Annotated in this window: 16 protein-coding genes and 1 pseudogene; 7 read left to right on the top strand and 10 right to left on the bottom strand. The window is 69.4% G+C overall.

Annotated elements, in window-relative coordinates:
* Window positions 1-55: 55 nt before the first annotated feature.
* The 3 genes from AVMA1855_RS23225 to nirB form a co-directional block, all read right to left on the bottom strand.
* Window positions 56-2995 (bottom strand): nitrate reductase, encoded by a 2940-nt coding sequence (locus AVMA1855_RS23225; RefSeq protein ID WP_284427496.1) that lies wholly within the window; start codon window positions 2993-2995, stop codon window positions 56-58.
* 745 nt (window positions 2996-3740) lie between these two features.
* On the bottom strand, window positions 3741-4139 hold the full coding sequence (nirD, locus tag AVMA1855_RS23230; RefSeq protein ID WP_284427497.1) for a nitrite reductase small subunit NirD: 399 nt from the start codon (window positions 4137-4139) through the stop codon (window positions 3741-3743).
* A gap of 66 nt (window positions 4140-4205) precedes the next feature.
* Entirely contained in the window at window positions 4206-6650 is a 2445-nt protein-coding gene (gene nirB / locus AVMA1855_RS23235) for a nitrite reductase large subunit NirB (protein ID WP_284427498.1), read from the bottom strand.
* On the opposite strand from nirB, the gene AVMA1855_RS23240 reads away from it, so the two are divergent.
* The gene (locus AVMA1855_RS23240; RefSeq protein WP_284427499.1) at window positions 6613-6957 is read left to right on the top strand and encodes a hypothetical protein; all 345 of its coding nucleotides are present in this window, start codon (window positions 6613-6615) and stop codon (window positions 6955-6957) included. The genes nirB and AVMA1855_RS23240 overlap by 38 nt on opposite strands.
* A 158-nt stretch (window positions 6958-7115) precedes the next feature.
* On the opposite strand, the gene AVMA1855_RS23245 is transcribed toward AVMA1855_RS23240, so the two are convergent.
* Window positions 7116-7919, bottom strand: coding sequence for a hypothetical protein (locus tag AVMA1855_RS23245; RefSeq protein ID WP_284427500.1), 804 nt, complete (start codon window positions 7917-7919; stop codon window positions 7116-7118).
* Between the two features lie 264 nt (window positions 7920-8183).
* Here AVMA1855_RS23245 and AVMA1855_RS23250 point away from each other — a divergent pair, with 264 nt between their 5' ends.
* On the top strand, window positions 8184-8618 hold the full coding sequence (locus tag AVMA1855_RS23250) for a GNAT family N-acetyltransferase (protein ID WP_284427501.1): 435 nt from the start codon (window positions 8184-8186) through the stop codon (window positions 8616-8618).
* A gap of 1050 nt (window positions 8619-9668) precedes the next feature.
* On the opposite strand, the gene AVMA1855_RS23255 is transcribed toward AVMA1855_RS23250, so the two are convergent.
* The 3 genes from AVMA1855_RS23255 to AVMA1855_RS23265 are packed head-to-tail and all read right to left on the bottom strand — an operon-like array spanning window position 9669 to window position 15773.
* Window positions 9669-11321, bottom strand: a complete 1653-nt coding sequence (locus AVMA1855_RS23255) for an efflux transporter outer membrane subunit (protein WP_284427502.1) — start codon at window positions 11319-11321, stop codon at window positions 9669-9671.
* The gene (locus AVMA1855_RS23260) at window positions 11318-14476 is read right to left on the bottom strand and encodes an efflux RND transporter permease subunit (protein ID WP_284427503.1); all 3159 of its coding nucleotides are present in this window, start codon (window positions 14474-14476) and stop codon (window positions 11318-11320) included. The genes AVMA1855_RS23255 and AVMA1855_RS23260 overlap by 4 nt, the downstream gene beginning before the upstream one ends.
* 13 nt (window positions 14477-14489) lie before the next feature.
* On the bottom strand, window positions 14490-15773 hold the full coding sequence (locus AVMA1855_RS23265) for an efflux RND transporter periplasmic adaptor subunit (RefSeq protein ID WP_284427504.1): 1284 nt from the start codon (window positions 15771-15773) through the stop codon (window positions 14490-14492).
* Window positions 15774-16381: 608 nt separating this feature from the next.
* Between AVMA1855_RS23265 and AVMA1855_RS23270 the strand changes: the two are divergent.
* From AVMA1855_RS23270 to AVMA1855_RS23280, 3 genes and pseudogenes are all read left to right on the top strand, one after another.
* Window positions 16382-18135: pseudogene (locus AVMA1855_RS23270) on the top strand (methyl-accepting chemotaxis protein).
* A gap of 131 nt (window positions 18136-18266) precedes the next feature.
* Window positions 18267-18914 (top strand): DUF937 domain-containing protein, encoded by a 648-nt coding sequence (locus tag AVMA1855_RS23275; protein WP_284427505.1) that lies wholly within the window; start codon window positions 18267-18269, stop codon window positions 18912-18914.
* Between the two features lie 162 nt (window positions 18915-19076).
* Window positions 19077-19523 carry a CBS domain-containing protein gene (locus tag AVMA1855_RS23280; protein WP_272568313.1) on the top strand — a complete coding sequence of 149 codons (447 nt, stop codon included), beginning with the start codon at window positions 19077-19079 and terminating at the stop codon, window positions 19521-19523.
* A 30-nt stretch (window positions 19524-19553) separates the two neighbouring features.
* On the opposite strand, the gene AVMA1855_RS23285 is transcribed toward AVMA1855_RS23280, so the two are convergent.
* From AVMA1855_RS23285 to AVMA1855_RS23295, 3 genes are read right to left on the bottom strand one after another with little or no spacing between them, the layout of a single operon-like run.
* Window positions 19554-20507, bottom strand: a complete 954-nt coding sequence (locus AVMA1855_RS23285) for a DUF2145 domain-containing protein (protein ID WP_284427506.1) — start codon at window positions 20505-20507, stop codon at window positions 19554-19556.
* The gene (locus AVMA1855_RS23290) at window positions 20507-20965 is read right to left on the bottom strand and encodes a hypothetical protein (protein ID WP_284427507.1); all 459 of its coding nucleotides are present in this window, start codon (window positions 20963-20965) and stop codon (window positions 20507-20509) included. The genes AVMA1855_RS23285 and AVMA1855_RS23290 overlap by 1 nt, the downstream gene beginning before the upstream one ends.
* A 59-nt stretch (window positions 20966-21024) precedes the next feature.
* A complete protein-coding gene (locus AVMA1855_RS23295) occupies window positions 21025-21693 on the bottom strand; it encodes a DUF3313 domain-containing protein (protein ID WP_272568316.1) in 669 nt (222 codons plus the stop codon).
* Between the two features lie 161 nt (window positions 21694-21854).
* On the opposite strand from AVMA1855_RS23295, the gene AVMA1855_RS23300 reads away from it, so the two are divergent.
* Window positions 21855-22475 carry a TetR/AcrR family transcriptional regulator gene (locus AVMA1855_RS23300; RefSeq protein WP_284407248.1) on the top strand — a complete coding sequence of 207 codons (621 nt, stop codon included), beginning with the start codon at window positions 21855-21857 and terminating at the stop codon, window positions 22473-22475.
* 164 nt (window positions 22476-22639) lie between these two features.
* A complete protein-coding gene (gene treF / locus AVMA1855_RS23305; protein ID WP_284427508.1) occupies window positions 22640-24310 on the top strand; it encodes an alpha,alpha-trehalase TreF in 1671 nt (556 codons plus the stop codon).
* The last annotated feature ends 270 nt before the right edge of the window (window positions 24311-24580 follow it).

The following is a 24580-nucleotide window of genomic DNA, read 5'->3' on the forward strand; positions in this document are numbered from 1 at the left end:
TTTTTCTGGCGGATCGAAGGGGACCGGATTCTCCCCCACTTATGCCAACTTTTGGTTATATGGAGAGGGCGGCGGCGGGGGGCTGCGGGGAGGCCGGGGCCAGCGGCCCGGTGGCGCGCACCATGCGCTTGAGTTCGGGCACGCAGGAGCCGCACTGGGTGCCGCAGCGCAGCGCGCCCTGCAGCTGCGCGAGCCGGTCGGCATCGGTGCCGTGGCACTGCGCCAGGTGGGCGGTGATGGCGGCGTCGGTCACGTTCAGGCAGGAGCACACGGGCTTGCCGCGCGACTGCACGGCCTGCGCGCCGGAGGGCGCCTGGGCGCCGGGCACGAGCAGCAGGCGGCCGTAGCCTTGCGCGGGCAGCTCTTCCTGCAGCAGGGTCTTGAGCCAGGCCTCCGCCCGGGTGTCGCCGGCCAGCAGCATGCCGGCCAGCAGGGTGTCGCCGCCCTGGCGCTCCAGGCGCAGCGCGCGGCGCTGGCCCTGGCGGCGGTCGGCGTAGCGCAGGGTGTCGCGGGTGTCCAGGCCCAGCAGGGCCTCGATGCGTTCGATCAGCGCATCGGGCGCGGGCTCGTGGCCGGCGGCGCGCAGCAGCACGCCGTGGCGCTCGCGCTGCGGGCCGGCCAGGGGCGCGTTGTTGCTGAAGGGCACGCAGCTGGCGAAGGGCAGGGCGGGCATCAGCGCGGCCAGCGCCTCGCGCGCGGCCAGGGCGCTGTCGGCCGGCAGCCAGGCCATGGCGAGCAGCCGCCAGGGCAGCTCGGCCTTCAGGATCTTGACGGCGGTGTGCTTGAGTTCGGGCTGCTTGGAGGTGGGGCAGAAGGCCGGCGTGGTGAGCGCGTTCACGCCCGCCAGCGGCGTGCCGGTGGACGACTGCCCGCTCAGGTATTCGCTGCCCCAGTGCATGGCGATGAAGGCCTGCGACAGGCCCACGTCGGTGCTGCCCTGCACCGGCACCACGACGGCGCCGCGCGCGCTGGTGACGTGCACCAGGTCGCCCTCGGCCAGCTGGCGGCGCGCCATGTCCTGCGGGTGCATCTGCACGCTGGGCTCGGCCACGTGGCCGAACAGGCGGCCCAGGGTGCCGGTGCGGCTCATGCCGTGCCACTGGTCGCGCAGGCGGCCGGTGGTCAGGCTGAACGGGTAGCGCGCCTGGCGCGGCTCGGCCACGGGCTGCCAGGCGTTGGCGGCGAAGCGCGCGCGGCCGTCGGCGGTGGGGAACACGCCGTCTTCGTACAGGCGCGCTTTGCCCAGCGGGCGGGGCGGGGCCGAAGGGTCGGCATCGGCATCAGTGTTGTCGGCGGCGCCGGCCGGGCAGGGCCACTGCTGCGGGCCCTGCGCATCGAGCAGCGCCCACGACAGGCCGGTGATGTCCAGGTCGCGCCCGCGCGTGCTCTCGCGGTGCTCGTTCCACACGGCCTCGGCGCCGCGCTCGGCCTCGCCGTCCCCGGTGGCGTACGGAAAGAGCGTGGGCCGCCCCGGGCGCAGCCGCGCCTCCAGCCGGTGGGCGAACTGCACGGCGATGGCCCAGTCGTGGCGCGTGTCGCCGGGCGCGGGCACCGCAGGGCGCACGCGGGAGATGCGGCGCTCGCTGTTGGTCACCGTGCCGGTCTTCTCGCCCCAGGTGGTGGCGGGCAGCAGCAGGTCGGCGTACTGCGCGGTGGCGGTGGTGGCGAAGGCCTCCTGCACCACCACGAACTCGGCGCGCTCCAGCGCGCGGCGCACGGTGGCCTGGTCGGGCAGGCTCTGCGCCGGGTTGGTGCAGGCGATCCACAGCGCCCGGATCTCGCCGTCGGCCGCGGCCTGGAACATCTCCACGGCGGTCTTGCCGGGCGTGCCCGGCACCTCGGGCACGCCCCACAGGGCGGCCACTTCGGCGCGGTGCTGCGGGTTGGCCAGGTCGCGGTGGGCCGACAGCAGGTTGGCCAGCCCCCCCACCTCGCGCCCGCCCATGGCGTTGGGCTGCCCGGTGAGCGAGAACGGCCCCGCGCCCGGTCGGCCGATCTGGCCCGTGGCCAGGTGCAGGTTGATGAGGGCGGCGTTCTTGGCCGTGCCGCTGGTGCTCTGGTTCAGGCCCTGGCAGTAAAGGCTGAGCGTGGGCTGGCGCGCGGCACCAGCACTTGCACCGGCACCCACACCGGCAAACCAGCGCGCGGCGGTGGCCAGATCCGCCTCGCTGATGCCGCACACCTCGGCCACCCGGGCGGGCGTGCAGTCGCGCACCAGGGCCTTGAGCGCGTCGAAGCCGGTGGTGTGCGCGGCGATGTAGGCGCTGTCCACCCAGCCTTCCCACAGTATGAGGTGCAGCATGCCGTGGAACAGCATGACGTCGCTGCCCGGCTGGATGGGCAGGAACAGGTCGGCCAGCCCGGCGGTCTCGGTGCGGCGCGGGTCGGCCACGATGATCTTCATGCCGGGGTTGGCGGCCTTGGCGTCCTCGATGCGGCGAAACAGGATGGGGTGCGCCCACGCGGTGTTGCTGCCCACGATGAAGAGGCACTGCGCGTGCTGCACGTCGTCGTAGCAGGTGGGCGGGGCGTCGGCGCCGAGCGTGGCCTTGTAGCCCGCCACGGCGCTGCTCATGCACAGGCGCGAGTTGGTGTCGATGTTGTTGGTGCCGACCAGGCCCTTGGCAAGCTTGTTGAAGACGTAGTAGTCCTCGGTGAGGAGCTGGCCGGAGACGTAGAAGCCGACGGCGTCGGGGCCGTGCCGGGCGATGGTGTCGGCGAATTTTTGTGCGGCGGTGTCGAGGGCTGCTTCCCAGGCGATGGGCTGGGGCTTGTCGCCGCGCTGGGGGCGGTGCTGGGGGGTGAGCAGTCTTGTCTGGAGGGTGACGGGGCTGGCGGCGGTGAGGTGGAGGGTGGAGCCCTTGGTGCACAGGCGGCCGAAGTTGGCGGGGTGGGTGGGGTCGCCTCTCACGCCGGTGATCTGGGGGCCGGTGGATTCGATGATCACGCCGCAGCCTACGCCGCAGTAGGGGCAGGTGGATTGGGTTTGGGTCATGGCGTGATTTTTGGTTAACTTTGACTTTGGTTGGGCTGACCGATGGGGTGGGGGCTAATTTTGGTTGATTGCTGTTAAGTTACGTTCCGGGGCCGGGAGTTGCGCCCGGCGGCGCACTCACTTTCTTTTGCTTCGCCAAAAGAAAGTAAGCAAAGAAAAGGCGACCCTGCTGGCTGCGTCCCCGTTCGCCTTTCGGCGAACGGGGAAACCTGCGGTGCTCGGTCGCGGGTCGCGCTGCGGAACTCGCTGCGTTCACTGCGTGAACTCCGCTCGGACAACCGCAGCGAGTCAGATGACGAAGGCAGGTGTGTCCTGCGGCACACCTGCCCGCCCCGCGCCCTGCGCTCCTCGGCGCATCCAGAAGGGAACCCGCCAGCCGGGCCATCGCTGCGCTCGGCCCGGCCTTCGCGGCGCGCAGCGCCTGCGCGTTGGGGGCCGAGCGCAGCGATGGCCCGTGTGTGGGCTGTTGGGTTCCCTTCTGGATGCGCCGAGGAGCGCAGCGGCTGGCGGAAAAAGGGCCGCGCGCTGTCTGAGCGCAACGTAGTGGAGCGAGTTTGCGCGGACCCCGCCAGCCGCGAGCACCGCAGGTTGCCCGGAGCGAAGCGCAGGGACGCAGCCAGTAGGGTCGCCTTTCTTTTGGGTACGTTTCTTTGGCGAAGCAAAGAAAAGTACCTCGGCCGCCGGGCCGAGACCCGGCCCCGGGAGAAAAATCCGCAGCCACCGCAAAAACAAAACACAGCCAGCCTCAAGCATCCAACCCAGAACCAACAACACCCCGCCTCAAAGGCCCCGCCACCGGCCGCACCAACTCCACCGCATGCCCCGCCAACTCAACAGCATCCAAAAACACCTCCCCCCCCTCCACCTTCACCGCAAACTTCGGCGTACACCCCTCGTCCGGCGCCGAAGCCTGCCCATCGCACAACCCGATCGTCCAGTTGTGCAGCGGACACGCCACGCTCGTCCCGAACACGATCCCCTGCGACAGGGGCCCCCCCTTGTGCGGACACCGGTCCAGCAGCGCGAACACCTCGTCCGCCCCGTTGCGGAACACGGCCACGTCCAGGCCCTGCGGCCGCGCCACGCGGCGCGAGCCCAGCACGGGAATGTCGTCCACACGGCAGATGTATTTCCAGTCGCTCATGGCGGCTCCTTGCGAATCGGGGGGATGAATGAATGAAAGGGGTGGTGGCAATGGCTGGGCCGGGGCTCATGGCGCGATGGCGGCGAACTGCCGCGTGTCCACGCGGGCTTCCTGGAAGTCGAACCACGGGTCGGGCTCGCCGTCCAGCGCGAACTGCAGCTGCTCCCACAGCGCGCGGCGGCCTTCGTGGTCTTCGAGGATGCGTTTTTTCACGTGATCGAGGCCCACGCGATTCACGTAGTGCACCGTGCGCTCCAGGTACCAGCCTTCCTGGCGGTACAGCTCGCAAAAAGCCCCGGTGTACTCCAGCACCTCGGCCGCGGTCTTGAGCTTGGTGAAGAAGTGCGCCACCTCGGTCTTGATGCCGCCGTTGCCGGCGATGTACATCTCCCAGCCGCTGTCCACGCCGATGATGCCCACGTCCTTGATGCCGCTCTCGGCGCAGTTGCGCGGGCAGCCGCTCACCGCGAACTTGACCTTGTGCGGGGCGTACATGCGCCACATCGCGCGCTCCAGGTCCTTGCCCATCTGCGTGCTGTCCTGCGTGCCCATGCGGCACCACTCGCTGCCCACGCAGGTCTTTACCGTGCGCAGGGCCTTGGCGTAGGCGTGGCCGCTGGGCATGCCGATGTCCTTCCACACGGCCTGCAGGTCTTCCTTCTTCACGCCCAGCAGGTCGATGCGCTGGCCGCCGGTCACCTTCACGGTGGGGATCTGGTATTTGTCCACCACGTCGGCGATGCGGCGCAGTTCGCTGGCCGTGGTCTCGCCGCCCCACATGCGCGGGATCACGCTGTACGTGCCGTCCTTCTGGATGTTGGCGTGGCTGCGCTCGTTGATGGCGCGGCTTTGCGGGTCGTCCTTGGCCTCCTTCGGCCAGGTGCTGATCAGGTAGTAGTTGACGGCCGGGCGGCAGGTGGCGCAGCCGTTGGGCGTCTTCCATTCCAGAAAGGCGAACACGTCGCCGATGGACAGCAGCTTGTTGGCGCGGATCGCATCGCGCACCGCCTGGTGGCCGTGGTCGGTGCAGCCGCACACGGCCTTGGTCTTGGGCGTGGCGGAGTAGTCGCCGCCGGCCGTGAACATGATGATCTGCTCCACCAGGCCCGTGCACGAGCCGCAGCTGGCGCTGGCCTTGGTGTGCTTTTTCACGTCGTCCAGCGTGAACAGGCCCTTGTCCTTGATGGCCTTGCAGATCGCGCCCTTGGTCACGCCGTTGCAGCCGCACACCTCGTCGGTGTCGGCCATGGCGGCGGCCTTGCTGTGGCCCTGGTGGCCCGCGTCGCCGATGTTGCTCTCGCCGAACATCAGCTTGTCGCGGATGTCGCCCACCGTGCGGCCGTCGCGCAGCAGCTTGAAGTACCAGCTGCCGTCCACCGTGTCGCCGTAGAGGCACGCGCCCACGAGCTTGTCGTCCTTGATGACGAGTTTTTTGTACACGCCGCCGAAGGGGTCGCTCATCACGATCTCCTCGGTGCCTTCGCCGCCCTGGAAGTCGCCCGCGCTGAACAGGTCGATGCCCGTCACCTTGAGCTTGGTGGAGGTGAGCGAGCCCTGGTAGCGCCCGATGCCGAACTCCGCCAGGTGGTTGGCCAGCACCTTGCCCTGCTCGAACAGCGGCGCCACCAGCCCGTAGGCGATGCCCCGGTGCGCGGCGCATTCGCCCACGGCGTAGATGCGCGCGTCGGTGGTGGTCTGCAGCGTGTCGCTCACCACGATGCCGCGGTGGACGTGCAGGCGCATCTTTTCGGCCAGCTGCGTGTTGGGGCGGATGCCCACGGCCATCACCACCAGGTCGGCGGGCACCTCGGTGCCGTCCTTGAACCGCACGGCGGTGACGCGGCCGTCCGCCCCGCCCACCAGCTCCTGCGTCTGCGCCTTCATCAGGAACTGCATGCCGCGCTCGGCCAGGGACTTTTGCAGCATCTTGCCCGCCACGTCGTCCAGCTGGCGCTCCATGAGCCAGTCGCCCACGTGCACCACGCTCACCTGCATGCCGCGCTTCATGAGGCCGTTGGCGGCCTCCAGGCCCAGCAGCCCGCCGCCGATGACCACCGCATGCTGGTACGTGGCGGCGGCGTCGATCATGGCCTGCGTGTCGGCGATGTCGCGGTAGGCCAGCACGCCTTGCAAGTCCTTGCCCGGAATCGGCAGGATGAACGGGTTGGACCCGGTGGCGAGGATGAGCCGGTCGTACTCGGCGCTGATGGCCTCGCCCGCCGCGTTGGTGGCATGCACTACGCGGCGCACGCGGTCCACCTCGTTCACGGTGAAGCCCGTGTGCAGGTGGATGCCGTGCTCCTCGTACCAGGACCAGTCGTTGAGGATGATCTCGTCGATGGTCTGCTCGCCCGCCAGCACGGGCGACAGCAGGATGCGGTTGTAGTTGGGGTGCGGCTCGGCGCCGAACACCGTGATGTCGTAGAGGTCCGGAGCGATCTTGAGCAGCTCTTCGAGCGTGCGCACCCCGGCCATGCCATTGCCCACCATCACCAGCCTGGATTTTTTCATCGTGACCCCCATGGGTGCCCGCCGCGGCGCTGCAAAAACGAATGAACAGCGCCTGCCGGCAGACGAAGCCGAAACCAAAAAACAAAAAAGGCGTCCGCACAGGGCGCGGGCGGTTGAAGCCTGCACTGCCTGTGGGGACGCCTTCGTCCTGACCGCCCCGTTTCCGCCATTGGAAGGGGCCAGCCATGTGACCGGCATTGGTCACGGGGACGCTGTTGCAATGCGCGTGCCAGGTCTTGGTGGGATCGGAGGGGTTGAAGGGAAATCGGGCCCCGGCGCATATTCCACCAGGGCATTTTGCTATTGATTTAATAGCGTCAGGCGGCGTGGCGTGGCCTGCACGGAGGCGAGGGCAGGGCGGGGGCGACCCGCCTTGGTGCATGGCGCCCAGGCCGGTGCACAGCGCCGGCCTGCGGGCTTCTGCGGGCGGGGCCGCTTCGGCCTCGGTGGCGATCCAAGGCACATTCATATGGAATTCCCTTTGGAGGCGTTGCAGCGCAGGCACGACGGCTTCAGATTCAGGAAGGAGTTCATGCAGTTCTGCATGACCTGCCGGATATCCCCGGACCAGACCAATACGGAGTAAATGAGTGTGCCGAAATCATTCAAAGTGGTGCCAAGGTCTGGTTTGGTTTTTGGCGCTCTCTGTGGAAACGGGTAGTGCGCCGTCGGCCATGAGGGAGGCGCCATGATCGCTGCGGCAAGATGCTCGGGTGAATGTGCGGATTGGCCGGCGTAGAACTTTCCCAGTTCGCCCGAGGGGCCCTCTTGCGTCAGATGGCACGCCCTCAATACCTTCAGAAGGGCCAGCATCTCGCCTCCGGTTTGAGGGTAATGGTGGTCGATGGTGATTTGATCTTCCGGCAAAATAATACCGCAGTGAATGCAGGGAAAGCTGCCCAGCGTCCTGGTCACTTCTTTTCCTTGGTGCATGAAAAGAATTTGACGCTCGGAATAATGAAAGAAATGGCGGAAAACTTCATGCTTTTTAATTGTTTTGTAGTCTGCACAAAAATACGAGAGCATGATCTTGTTCAAAATTTGCCGCAGCACTGGCCATGTCAATTGCGGGTGCGATACGGGATCGCCAATCCACCTTTGTTTGAATGCGATGTCTCCGCTGGATTGGATTGAAATCTCTATTTCGTGGCCGGGCAGATTTTTGGATAATCCTTTATCGATCGTGTACACCGGAATCGGCCCGCCAGCGGTGACGTTGAGGTGCTTTGTCTGAAGGGTGGCGACGATATTTTCCAGATTTTTGTACATGGATTCTGGTGTGGATGGAGTGGCGAAAATATTGTACCGAACGCCAAAAGCGGTGTGGAGGGATTAGAGGGTCCAATGAATTTCAGCCTTGCACGCTAATAGTCTGCAGCGCAGCAGTTAATTTTCAATCGCACGGCGCCATTCACAAATCGCGATGTTTTGGCGTGCCACGCCCATCTTCGGCCGCAGGCGCATTTCTTCGTTGCCTGATTCTGGCTCGCCTGGGCGCGCACCTACGCTCGGTAGCCACGGAGGTTAAAAACGATGTCGTACCAAGAGATGAAAGCCAGCGTCGAGCTGCTGCCCACCCAGGCCCCGAAATTCGAAACCGAACGTTTCGTGGTCGTTCCGCTGGGGGCCGAGCCGGCGCGCGACCTGCTGAACGTGCTGCTGCAGGACGAGCTGCTGGCCGAACAGTTGCCCTGGATGGTGGAGAAAACCGCGGACGGCGCGCGCAAGGAGGCGTTCCTGATCGGCCTGCAATGCGCCGCCGAGACCACGCTGGTCTGGGGCATCGTCGAGCGGGCGCGCAGCGCCTACATCGGCGCGGTGCTGGCGCGCAGCACGCTGGAGGGCCTGGACGTGGAGGTGCTGTGCGCCTCGCAGTTCTGGAACCAGGGCGTGGCCGACGAGGCCGGCTTGCCGGTCGCGGAGTGGCTGGAAGAGCACGCCGCCGTCGAGCTGGTGCCGGCCGGCTGAAGCCGGCCTGTCGATCCGTCGGCGCAACCGGCTTGGGAACGGGCAGCCGCCAGCCCTGGCGGTCCTGCCCGCCCTCTCAATGGGCCGCCCACTCTTGGTGCTTGGGGTGGTGCGCAGCAGATGCATCACGAGGCGATGTGCTCATCGCACCATCGCTGCTTCGGTCATCCAATCAATGCTTCGCATCCTTTTTCCATTAAATGGAGTTCTGGGCACACTGGGGTTTTCAACTTTTCAAAGGAACCCCCCCTTATGGGATGCATTCAATCCAGCACGTCGCGCCGTTCCACGCCGATTCAGACCCCCGCCGCAAATACCCCCATCGCAACCCCAGGGAACCGATCACCGCTGCAACATGGCTCGCCGTATGCAGGCCCAGGCCCCGGCCGAGGACGGACCAGTACGGCGGGATCCATGGCGCCGCGCTCCCCACTACACGCGACAGAGACAACCACGCGAAACGCCGCACGAACTCTCCGACGGCAGCAGGAAGCCATATCGCTTTTGCTGGAGCATGCGATTCAGTACCCTGGCCATGGCGGCATGAAGAGCGCCGTGGCAGCGTGCGAGAAACTGAGTGCAAAAATCCAGAGCTACCTTGTCGGAACAGGACTTCCCGTAGGACCGGATGATGTCAGCGAAAAATTGCAGCGACTTACCAGAATCGTGAACGAACACCGTGCCGGAGTCGTTGGGGCGATGATTGCTCGAGACGAGAGTAGTCCTGCCCAGTCGCCGGTTCGGCCGCGTTACAACCCCGCTGATTTCGAGGCATCGACCGCTTTCCCTGCAGGAAATCTCGAATACGGCGCCTACCTTCGTTAGAGCGGGTTCATCAGCAGGCCTGGCGATGACTGAATGCATGCAGGCTGCTTCGGGGCGGGGGCTCGGACCTTCGCCCCTGGATTCGCGCAGCGTAGGGGCAAGAGGCTCGGCTCGGTCCAGCCCTGCCCGCCGCATCGGCTTGCCGCCTGCAGCCCGCCTTCGGCCGTCAATGCATTGCTTCGTTGGCAGGCTGGGGTACACCGAGCGCACCCGTCGCACCTCGCGTCAGCGCAGAACGGGATCGTCCGCCGCCGCGCCCGCACCGCCGGCGGCCCAGCCGCCGCCCAGCACCTTGTACAGCGTGACCCGGTTGGTCTGCTCGGCCAGCAGCAGGGTGATCTGCGTCTGCTGCGCCGCGTACAGCGAGCGCTGCGCGTCCAGCACCGTGAGGAAGCTGTCGGCCCCGAGCCGGTAGCGCGCGTCGGACAGGTCCAGCGCGCGCTGGGTGGCGTCCAGCAGCGAGCGCTGGGCGGCCAGGCGCTCGTCCAGCGTGGCGCGGTCGGCCAGCGCGTCGGACACTTCGCGGAACGCGGTCTGGATGGATTTTTCGTACTGGGCCAGGGCCGTATCGCGCGTCACTTCGGCCACGCGCAGGTTGGCGTTGTTGCGGCCGGCGTCGAAGATCGGCAGGCGGATCTGCGGCGCGAAGCTCCAGGTGCCGTTGCCGCCGTCGAACAGGCCCGACAGCGCATTGCTGGCCGTGCCGATGGAACCGGTGAGCGTGATGGACGGAAAGAACGCCGCGCGCGCCGCGCCGATGCTGGCGTAGCTGCCCTGCAGCGTGCGCTCGGCCGCGCGCACGTCGGGCCGGCGCAGCAGCACGCCGGAGGGCAGGTCGGCGGGCACGGCGAGCAAAGCGGCGGCCGGCGTGGTGGGCACGATGGCGGTGCTGGTGTTGCGGGGGGCGCTGCTGCGCGAGGTGCCGTCGGCCGTTGCCGTTGCCGTTGCCGTGGCGGGCGGCACCGTGGCGGGTGCGGCATTCGCCGCGGCGGCCAGGGCCACGGGCGGCAGCAGGTCGTCGGGCACGGTGGCACCCACCAGCAGCGCGAGCGCGTTGCGGTCGCGCGCGACCTGGGCGGTGTAAGTGGCGACGTCGGCGCGCGCGGTGTCCACCGTGGTCTGCGTCTGCGCCAGGGTCAGGCCCGAGGTGGCGCCCAGCGCATGGCTGCGCTGCGTGAGGTCCAGCGACTGCTGGCGCGTGCGCAGCGTGTCGCGCGCCAGTTGCAGGCGGCGGCCGTCGGCATCGAGGGTGAGCCAGGCGTTCACCGCCTCGGCCACCAGGCTCAACTGCACGCTGCGGCGGTTCTCGGCGGCGCGGAAGAAGTCCTGCAGCGCGGCGTCGTTCAGGTTGCGCACGCGGCCGAAGAAGTCGATCTCGTAGCTGGCAAAACCGAGTTGCGCGCTGTATTGCCCGCCCACGTTGGAGCGGCCCGCGGTGGTCAGGTCGTCGGCCGTGCGGCTGCGGCTGCCCGCGCCGGTGGCGTTCACGCCGGGGAACAGGTCGGCGCGCGAGACGCCGTACTGCGCCCGCGCCCGCTCGATGGCCAGCACGGCCACGCGCAGGTCGCGGTTGTTGGCCACGGCCATCTCGGCCAGGGCGCGCAGGCGGGGTTCCTGCAAGAATTCGGCCCATTCCAGGGGGCGGTCCAGCGGATCGGACGGGACCGCCGCGGCGGACCCGTCCCCCAGGGCGGCGGGAGCGGTCACGGCCACCGGCACGGAGCCCGTGCCCAGGGCGGCCGGTACCGGCAGCGCGGGCGCCTGGTAGGGCGGCGCCAGGTTGGTGCAGCCGGGCAGCGCTGCCAGCGCCACGGTGGCGGCCACCGCCCAGGCCAGCGGGCGCAGGGCGGGGAGGGTGGGGGCTTGGCGCGGCGTCATGCGGGGGCTCCGGTGGGCTGGCCGCCGGCCTTGGCGGCCCGGTTGGCGAAGAAGCCGCGGATGAGAACGAAGAACACGGGCACGAAGAAGATGCCCAGCACGGTGGCGGAGATCATGCCGCCCAGCACCGCGGTGCCGATGGCCTGCCGCCCGCCCGCGCCGGCGCCCGTGCCGATGGCCAGCGGCAGCACGCCGAAGCCGAAGGCCAGCGAGGTCATGAGAATCGGGCGCAGCCGCAGGCGCACGGCCTCCAGCGTGGCGTCGATCACGCTCTTGCCCTGGGCCTGCAGCTGGGTGGCGAACTCCACGATCAGGATGGCGTTCTTGGACGACAGCCCCACGGTGGTGAGCAGCCCGACCTGGAAGTACACGTCGTTGGACAGCCCGCGGATGCCAATGCCCAGCAGCGCGCCCACGATGCCGAGCGGCACCACCAGGATCACCGAGAACGGCACCGACCAGCTTTCGTACAGCGCCGCCAGGCACAGGAACACGAACAGGATGGACACGGCATACAGCAGGGGCGCCTGCGAGCCCGACAGCCGCTCCTGGTAGGAGGCGCCCGTCCATTCGTAGCCGATGCCGGGCGGCATCTCCTTCATGATGGTTTCCACCGCGTCCATGGCCGCGCCGGAGCTGACCCCCGTGGCCGCGTCGCCCACGAATTCGTAGCTGGGGCTGCCGTTGTAGCGCTGCAGCTGGGGCGAGCCGTAGGTCCAGCTGGTGCTGGAGAACGCCGAGAACGGCACCATGAGGCCCTGGCTGTTGCGCACCGTCCAGGGCGCGATGTCCTGCGGCAGCATGCGGTAGGGCGCATCGCCCTGCATGTACACGCGCTTGACCCGGCCCTTGTTTAGGAAGTCGTTCACGTAGGTGCCGCCGATGGCGCTGCCCAGCGTGTTGTTGACGTCGGTGGTGGCCAGGCCCAGGGCGCCGGCCTTGGCGTCGTCGATGGCCACGCCCAGCTGCGGCGTGTCGTCCAGGTTGTTGCTGCGGGTGTTGGACAGCTCGGGCCGCTGGCCGGCCAGCTGCAGCACCTTGTCGCGCGCGGCCACGAGCGCGTCGTGGCCCAGCCCGTTCAGGTCCTTGAGCTGGAAGTTGAAGCCCGCATTGGCGCCCAGGCCGCGCACGGCCGGCGGCAGCACGACGAAGATGCGCGCGTCGCGGATCCTGGACAGATCGCGCGTGGCCTTGCGGGCGATGGCGTCGGCGCTTTGCGAGGCCAGGGGGCGCTCGCTCCAGTCTTTCAGGCGCACGAAGCCGCGCGCCGAGCTCTGGTCGCCGTTGGAGCCGGTGATGGAGTTGAAGCTCACCACGTCGGGCTGCGCGGCGAAGTACTTCTGCACCTCGGCCATCACCACCTGCAGGCGGGTGTTGGAGGCGCCCGGGGGCAGGGTGATCTGCACCTGCACGGCGCCCTGGTCCTCGTTGGGCAGGAACGAGGTGGGCAGGCGCATGAACAGCACGGCCATGCCGCCCACGATGAGCGCATAGACCAGCATCATCCGCCCGCCGCGGCGCACGATGCGGCCCACGCCGCGCTGGTAGCCGTCGGCGGTGCGGTCGAAGCGGCGGTTGAAGCCGGTGAAGAAGCGGTCCACCCAGCCCAGCACGCCCCGGCGCGGCGCTCCGTGCGGGCTGTGCTGGCCCTGGGGGATGGGCTTGAGCAGCGTGGCGCACAGCGCCGGCGTGAGCGTGAGCGCCACCAGCACCGACAGCACCATGGCCGAGACGATGGTGATGGAGAACTGCCGGTAGATCACCCCGGTGGAGCCGCCGAAGAACGCCATGGGGATGAACACCGCCGACAGCGTGAGCGCGATGCCCACCAGCGCGGGCGTGATCTCGGCCATGGACTTGCGCGTGGCCTCTTTCGGGGGCAGACCCTCCTCGCTCATCACGCGCTCGACGTTCTCCACCACCACGATGGCGTCGTCCACCAGCAGGCCGATGGCCAGCACCATGCCGAACATGGTCAGCGTGTTGATCGAGTAGCCCGCCACCGACAGCACGCCGAAGGTGCCCAGCAGCACCACGGGCACCGCGATCGCCGGGATCAGCGTGGCGCGGAAGTTCTGCAGGAAGATGTACATCACCAGCACCACGAGCAGCATGGCCTCGACCAGCGCCTTGACCACCTCTTCGATGGAGGCGCTCACGAAGGGCGTGGTGTCGTAGCTGGTGAAGGGCTTGAGCTGGTACGGAAAGAACGGCTGCAGCTCGGCGATCTTGGCGTTCACCGCGTTGGCCACCGCCATGGCGTTGGCGCTGTCGGCCAGCACCACGCCCATGCCGGCGCCGGGCTGGCCGTTCAGGCGCGAGGTGATGGTGAGGTTCTCGGCGCCCAGTTCGATGCGGGCCACGTCTTTTAGGCGCACGATGGCGCCGTCCACCGTGGACTTGAGAACGATGTTCTCGAACTCTTCGCGCGACTGCAGCTTGCTGCGCGCGGTGATGGTGGCGTTGAGCTGCTGCTCGCCCACGGCGGGCAGGGCGCCCAACTGGCCGGCGGAGACCTGGGCGTTCTGCGCGTTGATGGCGTTGCCGATGTCGGACGGCATGAGCGCGTACTTCTCGAGCTTGGCCGGGTCCATCCACACGCGCATGGCGTAGGGCGTGCCCAGCGTGGCCACGTCGCCCACGCCGTCGATGCGGCTGATGACGTCCACCAGGTTGCTGGAGATGTAGTCGCCGATATCCACCTGCGTCACGCTCGGGTCGGGCGAGGTGAAGGTGACGATCATCAGGTAGTCGTTGCCGCCCTTGGTGACGGTGACGCCCCGGCTCTGCACCGCGGGCGGCAGGCGCGACATGGCCTGCTGCAGCTTGTTTTGCACCTGCACCTGCGCCACGTCGATGTTGGTGCCGGCGTTGAAGGTGAGCGTGGTGCGCGAGCCGCCCGAGGCATCGCTGGTCGAGCCCATGTAGATCAGGTTGTCGAGGCCCTTCAACTGCTGCTCGATCACCTGCGTGACCGATTCCTCCACCGTCTTGGCCGAGGCGCCGGTGTAGGTGGCGCTGATGGACACGCGCGGCGGTGCGATGTTGGGGTACTGCTCCAGCGGCAATGTCTTGATGGACATGGCCCCCGCCAGCATGATGACGATGGCGATGACCCACGCGAAGATGGGCCGGTTGATGAAGAACTGTGCCATGGCGGGCGGTCCTTCAGCGGGCGGCCGGGGCCGCAGCGCCGGACGCCGCGGGTGCCGCCGCCGATGCCGCCGCCGATGCCGCCGCCGATGCCGCCGCCGATGCGGCCGGTGCCGCCGAGGAGGCGCCGCCTGCCGGGGCTGCGGCCGCCTTGGCCGCCACCTCCACCGGCTTGACCGTGTCGCCCACCTTCACGCGCTGCAGCCCGTCCACCACCACGCGGTCGCCGGCGGCCAGGCCCCCCACGGCCTGCCAGCGGTTGCCCACGGCGGCCTCGACCTGGATCTTGCGGCGCTCGACCTTGTTCTCGGCATTGACCAGCAGCACGCTGGCGTTGCCGGCGGTGTCGCGCGTCACGCCTTGCTGGGGCACGAGCAGGGCCTGCTCGTTCACGCCCGTCTCCAGCACCGCGCGCACGTACATGCCCGGCATCAGCAGGCCGTCCGGGTTGGGGAACACCGCGCGCAGGGTGACCGCGCCGGTTGCGGGGTTCACCGTCACGCCGCTGAACTGCAGCCGGCCGGCCTGGGCGTAGGTGCTGCCGTCCTCCAGCTTGAGCGCCACGCGCGCCTGGCCTTCGCCCGCACGCTGGAAGCGGCCCTTGGCCAGGTCGGTCTTCAGGCGCAGCACGTCGGTGCTGGACTGGGTCACGTCCACGTACAGCGGGTCGATCTGCGAGATGGTGGTGAGCGCCGTGGTCTGGTTGGCGGTGACCAGCGCGCCCGGCGTCACCGCCGAGGTGGTGGTGCGGCCCGAGATGGGCGCCTTGATGCGTGTATAGCCCAGGTTGATGCGCGCGTTCTCGACCGCCGCGCGGTTCACGGCCAGGTCCGAGCGGGCCTGCACCAGCACCGCCTGGCTGTCGTCATACACCTGCCGGCTGATCGCATCGATCTTGACCAGCTCGGCATTGCGCCGCGCGTTGGTCTCGGCCGTGCCCACCGTCGCCTGGGCCTTGCCCAGCGACGCCTGGGCGCTCGCCAGCGCCACCTCGAAGGGCGAGGCATCCAGCTGGTACAGCACCTGGCCGGCCTTCACGTCCGCCCCTTCGGTGAAGAGCCGCTTTTGCACGATGCCGCCCACCTGGGGCCGGATCTCGGCGACCAGGAAGGCGCTGGTGCGCCCGGGCAGCTCGGTGGTGATCGACTGCCGCTCGGGCTGGATCGTGACCACGCCGGCTTCCACCGGGGCGCGCGGCGCGGGCTGCTTGGCCGCCTTGTCCGAACACCCGGCCACCACGAAGGCGGCCGCCAGCACGGCAGCGCCGGCCCGGCGCAAGGCACCGGGGACAGCGGTCATGCAGGAAGAAGTCAAGGAGGAGGGCCGTGGGGCCATGGCAGCGGGCGTGGAGGGCAGCGAGCGTGTGGCGGGGCGTGGGCAATTCATGGACAGGGCACGGCTTTCGTTGTGGCGAGCATTCTGACGGTCAATTGAAAAGATCGTGTGAAGCTGTAGCAGGCTGGAAAGCCCTCCGGCGGGCCTCGTGTCCGGACCTTGCAACCTTCATGCCGCCTGCGGGCCGCGCGCGCCCCTCGCAGGCGGTGGCGGGCCCCTCGGGCGCTGGCCCGGGAGTGTGTGGCCGCGCTGGCGGGCCGCCGGCCGGCCGGGCCGTCGATCCGACGGGTTTCTGCGGGGCGGAACGGCGTTTGGAGGGCCAAATCGCCCGCATGCCGTTGTTTTTATTGCCTTGATAGCTATTAAATTAATAGCAAATGGGTGGTCGGGAAACGACGGTCCGCGTTCGCGGCGTCCCCGGGCTCTTGACCCAGATCAAGCCCCGGCCGAAAGGTTTCCACAAGCCGGGATGTGCCACCTACCATCGGCCGCACTGCATCCCCGCAGGGGCCCGCGGCGCCGTGCCGCACCGTCCGTACGAGACAAAAGCTTCTTCCCCAGAAAGGCTTCCCATGCGAAGAAATCTTCCGGTCAGCACGCAGGAATACCCGTTTCCTTCCGGCGAAACCCTGGTGTCCACCACCGACCTCAAAGGGCGCATCCTGTACTGCAACCCGATGTTCATCGAGGTGAGCGGCTACGAGCGCGAGGCCCTGCTGGGCCAGCCCCACAACCTGATCCGCCACCCCGACATGCCCGAGGAGGCGTTCCGCGACATGTGGAACACCATCGGCCAGGGCCGGCCCTGGTCGGCCGCGGTGAAGAACCGGCGCAAGAACGGCGACTTCTACTGGGTGATGGCCAACGTCACCCCGCTGATGGAAGGCGACCGCCCCGTGGGCTACCTGTCGGTGCGCACCGAGGCCAGCCGCGAGCAGGTGCAGGCCGCCGACGCGCTCTACGCCCGCATGCGCGCCGAGGCCGAGGCCGGCCGCCCGGTGCACGTGCTGCGCGCGGGCCGGCTGGCACGCCTGACCGCCCTGGGCCGCATCGCGGAGTGGACCCGCATCGGCGTGGGCGGCCAGGTGGCCATGGCGTTTTTGGCCGTGCTGGTAGCCGCCTTTCTGGCGGGGCTCGTGGATGAAGCGCAGGGCCTGTTCTCGGCCGCCGCCTGGGCTGCCGTGGCCGGCGTGGCGATGGCCGCCTTCGCCCAGGTGCGCCGCGTGGCCGTGCTGCCGCTGTCGGACATGGTGCGCGCCGCCAACCGCATGGCGGCGGGCGACCTGACCGAGCGCATGCGCGTGACCCGCTCCGACGGCGTGGGCGACCTGCAGAAGGCGCTGAGCCAGCTCAACGTGAACCTGCAGTCCATCGTGCGCGATGCGCTGCAGGAGACCGAGAAGATGCGCGTGTCCAGCCGCGCCATCGCCCAGGGCAACCAGGAACTGTCCGGCCGCACCGAGACACAGGCCAGCAACCTGCAGGAGACGGCCGCCTCGATGGAGGAGATCACCGGCACCGTGCAGCAGACGGCCGAATCGGCCCGCCAGGCGGCGGACCTCGCGCGGCAGGCCACGGGCGTGGCCGAGCGCACCAGCGGCGCGGTGGACGGCGTGGCCGCCACCATGCAGCAGATCCAGGCCGCCTCGGGCCGCATCGGCGAGATCACGCAGCTCATAGGGAACCTCTCAAAACTTCCGAATTTGCAAGGCTTGAACGCCGTAACTCGTGATTTGTAAGCGCGCCAAGTGGCTGAGACAGGGGTTTTGAGAGGTTCTCCATAGACTCCATCGCCTTCCAGACCAACATCCTCGCGCTGAACGCGGCGGTGGAGGCGGCGCGGGCGGGCGAGCAGGGCCGGGGCTTCGCGGTGGTGGCCGGCGAGGTGCGCAGCCTCTCGCAGCGCACGCTGACCGCCGCGCGCGAGATCCGCCAGCTCATCGACCAGTCGGCCGAGAAGGTGGGCGAGGGCCGCCAGCGCACCGAGAGCGCGCAAAAGACCATGCAGGAGTCGCTGGACCTGGTGCGCCGCGTGGGCGCCCTCATCGGCCAGATCCACAGCGCGGCCGACGAGCAGCAGGCCGGCATCTCGCAGGTGAACAGCGCGGTCTCCCACCTGGACGGCATCACCCAGCAGAACGCGGCGCTGGTGGAGGAGAACGCCGCCCTGGCGCTGGAACTGCAGTCCCAGGCGCAGACGGTGTCGGACGCGGTGCAGGTGTTCCGCGTGCACGGCGGCCCGCGCGGCGCCGCGGAGTTCGATGCCGTGGCCCTGCGCAGGGCGGCGCGCCCTGGCCCATCGCTCATCGCCGCGCGGGGGGCTTGAAGGCAAATGCGGTGGCGGCCGGGGGCGCGCCCGGCCGGATAGCATGGGGCCCGGGGCCGATGTCCGGCCACCACGCCCACGGCAACGCCACGCGCTGCCACCCGCACCGAATGTTGATGAAGGAGCCGCCCATGAACCCGTCCACCCCCTCCCTGGCCGATGAACTGATGGCCCAGTTGCAAGGGGCCCCGCTCCAGCAGCTGTCCAGCCAACTGGGCACCGACGCCACGCAGACCCGTTCCGCGGTGGCGACCGCACTGCCCCTGCTGCTGGGCGCGCTGGGCCGCAACGCCGCGCAGCCACAGGGCGCCGAGGCCCTGCTGGGCGCCCTGCAGCGCGACCACCAGCCGGCCGGCGGCGGCGGCGCGGGCGGGCTGGACCTGGGCGGGCTCCTGGGGTCGCTGCTGGGCGGCGGCGGTGCCGCCAGCGGCGGGCAGGGCGCCGACATCCTGGGCCACGTGTTCGGCAGCCAGCGCCCGCAGGCCGAGGCCGGGCTGGGCCAGGCCACGGGCCTGGGCGCCAATGCGGGGCAACTGCTGCAGTTGCTCGCGCCCATCGTGATGTCGTTCCTCGCGCAGCGCGTGCAGGCCGGTGGGCTGGATGCTGGCAGCCTGGGCCGCACCCTCGGTCACGAGCGCGACCGCGCCCAGCAGTCGGGTGGCCTGGGTGGCCTGGGTGGGGGCGCGCTGGGCAGCCTGCTCGATCAGGACGGCGACGGCCAGGTCGGCCTGTCGGACCTGGTCAAGCTCGGCGGCGGCCTGTTCGGTGGGCGACGCTGAGCTGAAAACGCAAGTGCGGTCCTAGGGCCGGGCGACCGGCGGCGCGCGGGTTTGCAACCAACTGCATCGCCGCCCCGGGCGGCTTAGCAAACCCCTGTTGCGCGCACCCCGCCGTTGGGCGGAAACTGCGGCCATCCATGCCACTTCACTCAGGGAGGCCCCATGACCGCAGTCGCCGACATCCTCAAGTCCAAGCCCCATGCCCAGGTCCACACCATCGGGCCTTCCGATTCGATGCTCGATGCGCTGCGGCTCATGGCCGACAAGGGCATCGGCGCGCTCCTGGTGATGGAGGGCGAGCAGATCGCCGGCATCGTGACCGAGCGCGACTACGCCCGCAAGGTGGCCCTGCTGGGCCGCACCTCCGGCGCCACCCAGGTGAGCGACGTGATGACCCGCGCCGTGCGCTTTGTGCGGCCGCACCAGAGCAGCGAGCAGTGCATGCAGCTCATGACCGACAACCGGCTGCGCCACTTGCCGGTGGTGGACGATGCCAACCGGCTCGTGGGCCTGATCTCCATCGGTGATCTGGTGAAGAACATCATGTCCGAGCAGCAGTTCATCATCGAGCAGATGGAGCAGTACATCACCGGCGGCCAGCGCAACTGACGCCGCCGCGCGCCGCCCGGCCCCATCTGGCTAGGGATTGAGGGCGATCAGCTCGTCCTGCGGCCCCGCCTCGCACCCCGGGCCCAGCGCCTGCCAGCCGCGGCGCACCACGATCTGGCGGCGGTCGTGGCACAGCTCGATGCGCTCGGCGCCCGGCATGCGATCGTGCACGAAGGCCTCCAGCGAGGCCGGCAGGCTCACCCGCATGCGCAGCGCATACAGGTCGTCCCGCGGGTGGTCGTCCACATGCACCAGCGGCGCGAAGTGCGCGGCGAACACCACCCCGTGCGATCCCAGGTCGATCGGCTCGGGCCGGTAGCCCGCCGAGTGCAGCCACGCCTGCGCGCGCTCGCGCGTCGGGGGCGCGTCGCCGGCCGGTGCCCAGGCGCTGGCCATCATCTCCGCCACCCACTGGTTGCAGTTCTGGTAGCGCGTGCTGAACGGGTAGGCATTGGCGCTGTAGTCGGCCGCCAGCAGGGCCAGCGCGGCACGCTTGTCCTGGGCCGTGCGCTCCAGCGCGTCGGCGGGCAGCGCGGGCAGCAGCACGATGGCAACGTAGCCCCGGGACGGATCGTCCCGGCCCATCAGGAACCCCGGAATGCCCTGGTCGAACAGCCGGGGCCGCGACTCCTCGCAGGTGTAGTACAGCTGGCGCACCGCCCACGGGCGGTCCGGCTGCGGTCGCAGGGCCAGGCCGGCGTGCGAGTAGCGCACCCCGAAGCGGCCCAGGTCCAGGCCCGAGCGCGAGATCAGCGCCACGCGCTGGCCCGAGGCGTCGAGCACCTGCTTGACCACCGCGGCAAAGCGCAGGACGCGGTCCTGATCGGTGGCGCTCAGCGGCGCGGCGGCATCGCACAGGCCCCAGGTGCCAGCGCGGGCCGGAGCCTCCGCCCCCAGCGCGGCGAGGCCGATGGCGGCGATCCCGGTCCAGCGCGCCAGCGCGCGCCGGGGCCGCACGCCGGATGGCAAGGCGGCGCGCCGCATCACAGGGCGAGCGGCCGGGAGTCCATCTCCTCGTACCAGTCGTCGTTGAGCACCAGGAAGAAGGCTTCGCGGGTGTCGCCGCGCGCGAACTCGAAGCCATAGGGCCGCTCGCGCGCCTGCACCAGATCGCCGGCGGCGAGCGGCCGCGCGCCCTGCGCCTGGCGCGGCAGGTTCAGCACGAACTCGCGCGCGGCGCCGGTCTCGGTCGCGCGCAGCCTGAGGCCCGTGGCGTCGGGCCGGCCGGGCACCTGCTCCACGCCGATCACGCGGTACTCGCCCTCGGCCAGGCGCCGGTCGCGGCCCCCGCCGCCGCTCGAATGGCCGATCGAGTCCGAGGCGCTCGAGGCCGCCGACCCCGCGCTGGAGGCCATGGAGGTGAACAGTTCCGCATGGCCGGGCAGGGCGGCGGCGAGCAGCGAAGACACGCACGCGGCGCGAACGAAGGCAATCAGGGGCATGGCAATCCTCGGGGCCGCGGCGGGCAGGGGGGCGGGGTGGGTGGGGATCATGGCGGCGGTCACTGGAACTGGGCGGTGAGTTCCTGCGCGCCCTTTTCGATGCCGGCCTGCGCCGCATCCAGGGTGCCGAAGGTCGCGCCGATGTTCAGCGCGTTCGGGTATTGCTTGGTGACGAAGGCGTCGAGCAGCTGGTTCGACACCGCATCGAAGATCTCCACGGCGTAGCTGACCGAGCCGGTGAAGGTGCCTTCCTTGCCGCGGATGCCCTGCACCAGGTTGTAGGGCCCGCCGCCGATGTCGAAGCGCGTGAAGGTGCTCAGGCCCCGCGTGGTGAGCCTGGCGCCGGTGAGGGTCACGCGCAGGCGCAGCGTGGCGGGGGCGGGCTGGGCCACGATCTGAAAGCGCGTGGCCAGCCGCGCCGTGAACTGCCGGCGCATGTCGCCGGCCAGCTGGCGCCGCTGGGCCTCGGGCACGTCCTCGAACTGGTGGTCCGGCCCGCCGTAGATCACGATGGGGTCGAGGATCACCTTGGTGTACTGGCTCCAGTCGCGGTGCGATGCCACGCGGTAGGGAATGCGGCCGGTGTCGTCGTCCAGGTTGGGCCGCAACTGGGGCGCGGACTGCAGCCCGGTGTAGGCGATGGGCTGCGTGCTGGCGCAGCCGGCCAGGGCGGCAACGCACAGCAGGGGCAGGAGCGCCGCGGGGCGCAGGAAAGGGGTGGCATGCATGGGAGCTTCTCCGAAAGAAAGGGGCGAAAATGGGTCCAGCCCCGGGCCGCGGGGCCAGGGGATGGGTCTATAACTGAACATGAATGTACGGTATAGTATAATTTGCCCGAGGGAGCCCTGTCAAGTAAAGAGTACAAGTTAGTTCACTTTTGGAGATGCGAATGCGGGTCAGGACCCAGGCGCGGCGGGATGCCATCGTGGAAGCGGCGGCCAAATTGTTCGAAGAGGTGGGGTACGAGGCAGCATCGATGAACGAGCTGGCCAAGCGGCTCGGGGGCTCCAAGGCCACCCTCTACGGCTATTTCCCGTCGAAGGAGCCGCTGTTCGTCGCCGTGGTGCAGTCGCTGGCGACCTCCCACCTGGCCGACGCCACCTCCCACCTGCTGGCGGCGTTGGAAACGCGCCCGCCGATGCGGCCCACGCTGACCCGGTTCGGGGACGAGGCGCTGCAGGTGATGCTGAACGACCGCCGCGCGCTCTCGGTGTACCGCATGGTGCTGGCGGACGCGGGCCGCTCCAACATCGGCGAACTGTTCGACGGCGCCGGCCCGCGCCAGTGCATCGACGCGCTCACCCGTTTCATGGGCGCCGCCATGGCGCACGGCGAGGTGTGCGAGGGCGATCCCCAGGTCATGGCGATGCAGTTCATGGCGCTGCTCACCGCGGAAACCGGGCCGCGCCTGTACCAGCAGGACCCACCCGCCGTCTCCGTCGCCGACATCCACGCGCGGGTGGTGCGAGCCGTCGACTTTTTCCTGAGGGGCACCGCCCCCGGGCGCTAGGCGCGACCCGAAGCGCGCCGGCATGCCCTGCGGCGCCGACGCCGGTTCGGCGTCTTGTCCTGCGCATTTGCCGGGGCCGCGGGCCGGCGCGGTCGGCTCAGCCGTCGTTCAATAGGGCCATCTCCCGCCGACCCTTCTCTTTGGTCCCTTCGCCTGGAACCCGAATGTCTGCCTTGCCGTCCCGCACCGAATCTCCCGCCGCCCCGCCGCCGTCCTTGCCGGGCGGCGATTCGCCCACCCACCGTGCGCACAGCGCCTCGCGGCGCGCCGCGGCCGCGCTGGCGCCGCCGGCCGACACCCACACGCCTGCGGACCGCTATGAAGAGCTTTTCATCGAAGTGCAGCGCCAGCGCATCTTCGAAGACTCCAAGACCTTCGTGGACTGCGCCCCGCGCCAGCCGCCCGAGACCATCCTCGCGGCCTACCGCGCGCAGTGCCAGGCGCCGGACTTCGACCTGCATGCCTTCGTGCACCGGCATTTCAAGCCCCAGACCCGCGCCTGTGACGGCCCCACGGTCGAACCCGGGCTGACCATGGCGGCGCACATCGATGCGCTGTGGGACGAGCTCACCCGCCACCCGGCCCACCACCCCCCGCGCGGCTCGCTGCTGGCGCTGCCGCACGCCTACGTGGTGCCGGGCGGCCGGTTCGTGGAGATGTATTACTGGGACTCGTACTTCACCATGCTGGGCCTGGTGCGCAGCGGCCGGCGGCACCTGCTGCACACGATGACGGACAACTTCGCCTACCTCATCGACACCTACGGCCACGTGCCCAACGGCACCCGCACCTACTACCTGAGCCGCTCGCAGCCGCCGGTGTTCTCGTTGATGGCCGAGCTGTGCGAATCGTGTGCAGGGCACGGCGCAGCGCAGTACCTGCCGCAGATGCGGCGCGAATACGAGTTCTGGATGGAGGGCGCGGACACCCTGGCCCCGGGCAGCGCCCACCGCCGCGTGGTGGCGCTGCCGGACGGCGCCGTGCTCAACCGCTACTGGGACGACCGCGACACGCCGCGCGAGGAATCGTGGCGCGAGGACGTGGAGACCGCCGCCCAATGCCAGCGCCCCGCGAACGAGGTGTACCGCGACCTGCGCGCCGCCGCCGAGTCGGGCTGGGACTTCAGCGCGCGCTGGCTGGACGATGGCGCCTGCGGCACCTGCCGCACCCAGACCCTGTCCACCATCGGCACCACGCGCATCCTGCCGGTGGACCTGAACGCGCTGCTGCACAAGGCCGAGACCACCATCGCCCGCCTGAGCCGCAGCGTGGGCGACACGGCCACGGCCGACGCGTTCGACCACCGGGCCCGCCAGCGCGCCGAGGCCATGTCCCGCGTGCTATGGAACGCCGAGGCCGGCGCCTTCCTCGACCACGACTGGCAGGCCGGCACGCCGCGCCCGGCGCTCAATGCCGCCACCGTGGTGCCGCTCTTCACCGGCACGGCCACGCCCGAGCAGGCCCATGCGCTGGCCGCCACCGTGCGCCAGCGCCTGCTGGTGCGGGGCGGCCTGTCCACCTCGGAGACCGCCAGCGGCGAGCAGTGGGACCGCCCCAACGGCTGGGCGCCGCTGCAGTGGATGGCGGTGGAAGGCTTCGCCGCCTACGGCGCGGCCGACGAAAGCTGCCGCCAGCTGTCGGACGACATCCGCACGCGCTGGCTCAAAACCGTGCAGGACGTGTACGACCACGAGGGCAAGCTGGTCGAGAAATACTCGCTGTGCGAATCCGGCGACAGCCCCTCCACCGGCGGCGATGGCGGCGAATACCCGCTGCAGGACGGGTTCGGCTGGACGAACGGGGTGGTGCGGGGCTGGCTGGACGACCCCGCCTGACGGCCCGGCGCCCGCGCCACCCGTCGGACCACGTCCCTTATGAGGGAATGGCCCAGACCGTCGAGGTGGCCCGCGTCGGGGTATCGGCCTGCGTGGTCACGATGCAGGCGGTGCCGTGGGCGCCATCGGTGCCGAAAGACATCACGGGAACCTCTCAAAACCCATCCGGTCCCTTGTTGATCGAGAACGCGTGCTCCATCCTTTGCCATGATCACTCCCCGTAGCGCCCTGAAGTTCGACCTGTTCGCTGAGGCCTCGCGCCAACACAAG

It is taken from the genome of Acidovorax sp. SUPP1855, assembly GCF_030158955.1.
Taxonomy (GTDB): Bacteria; Pseudomonadota; Gammaproteobacteria; order Burkholderiales; family Burkholderiaceae_C; genus Paracidovorax.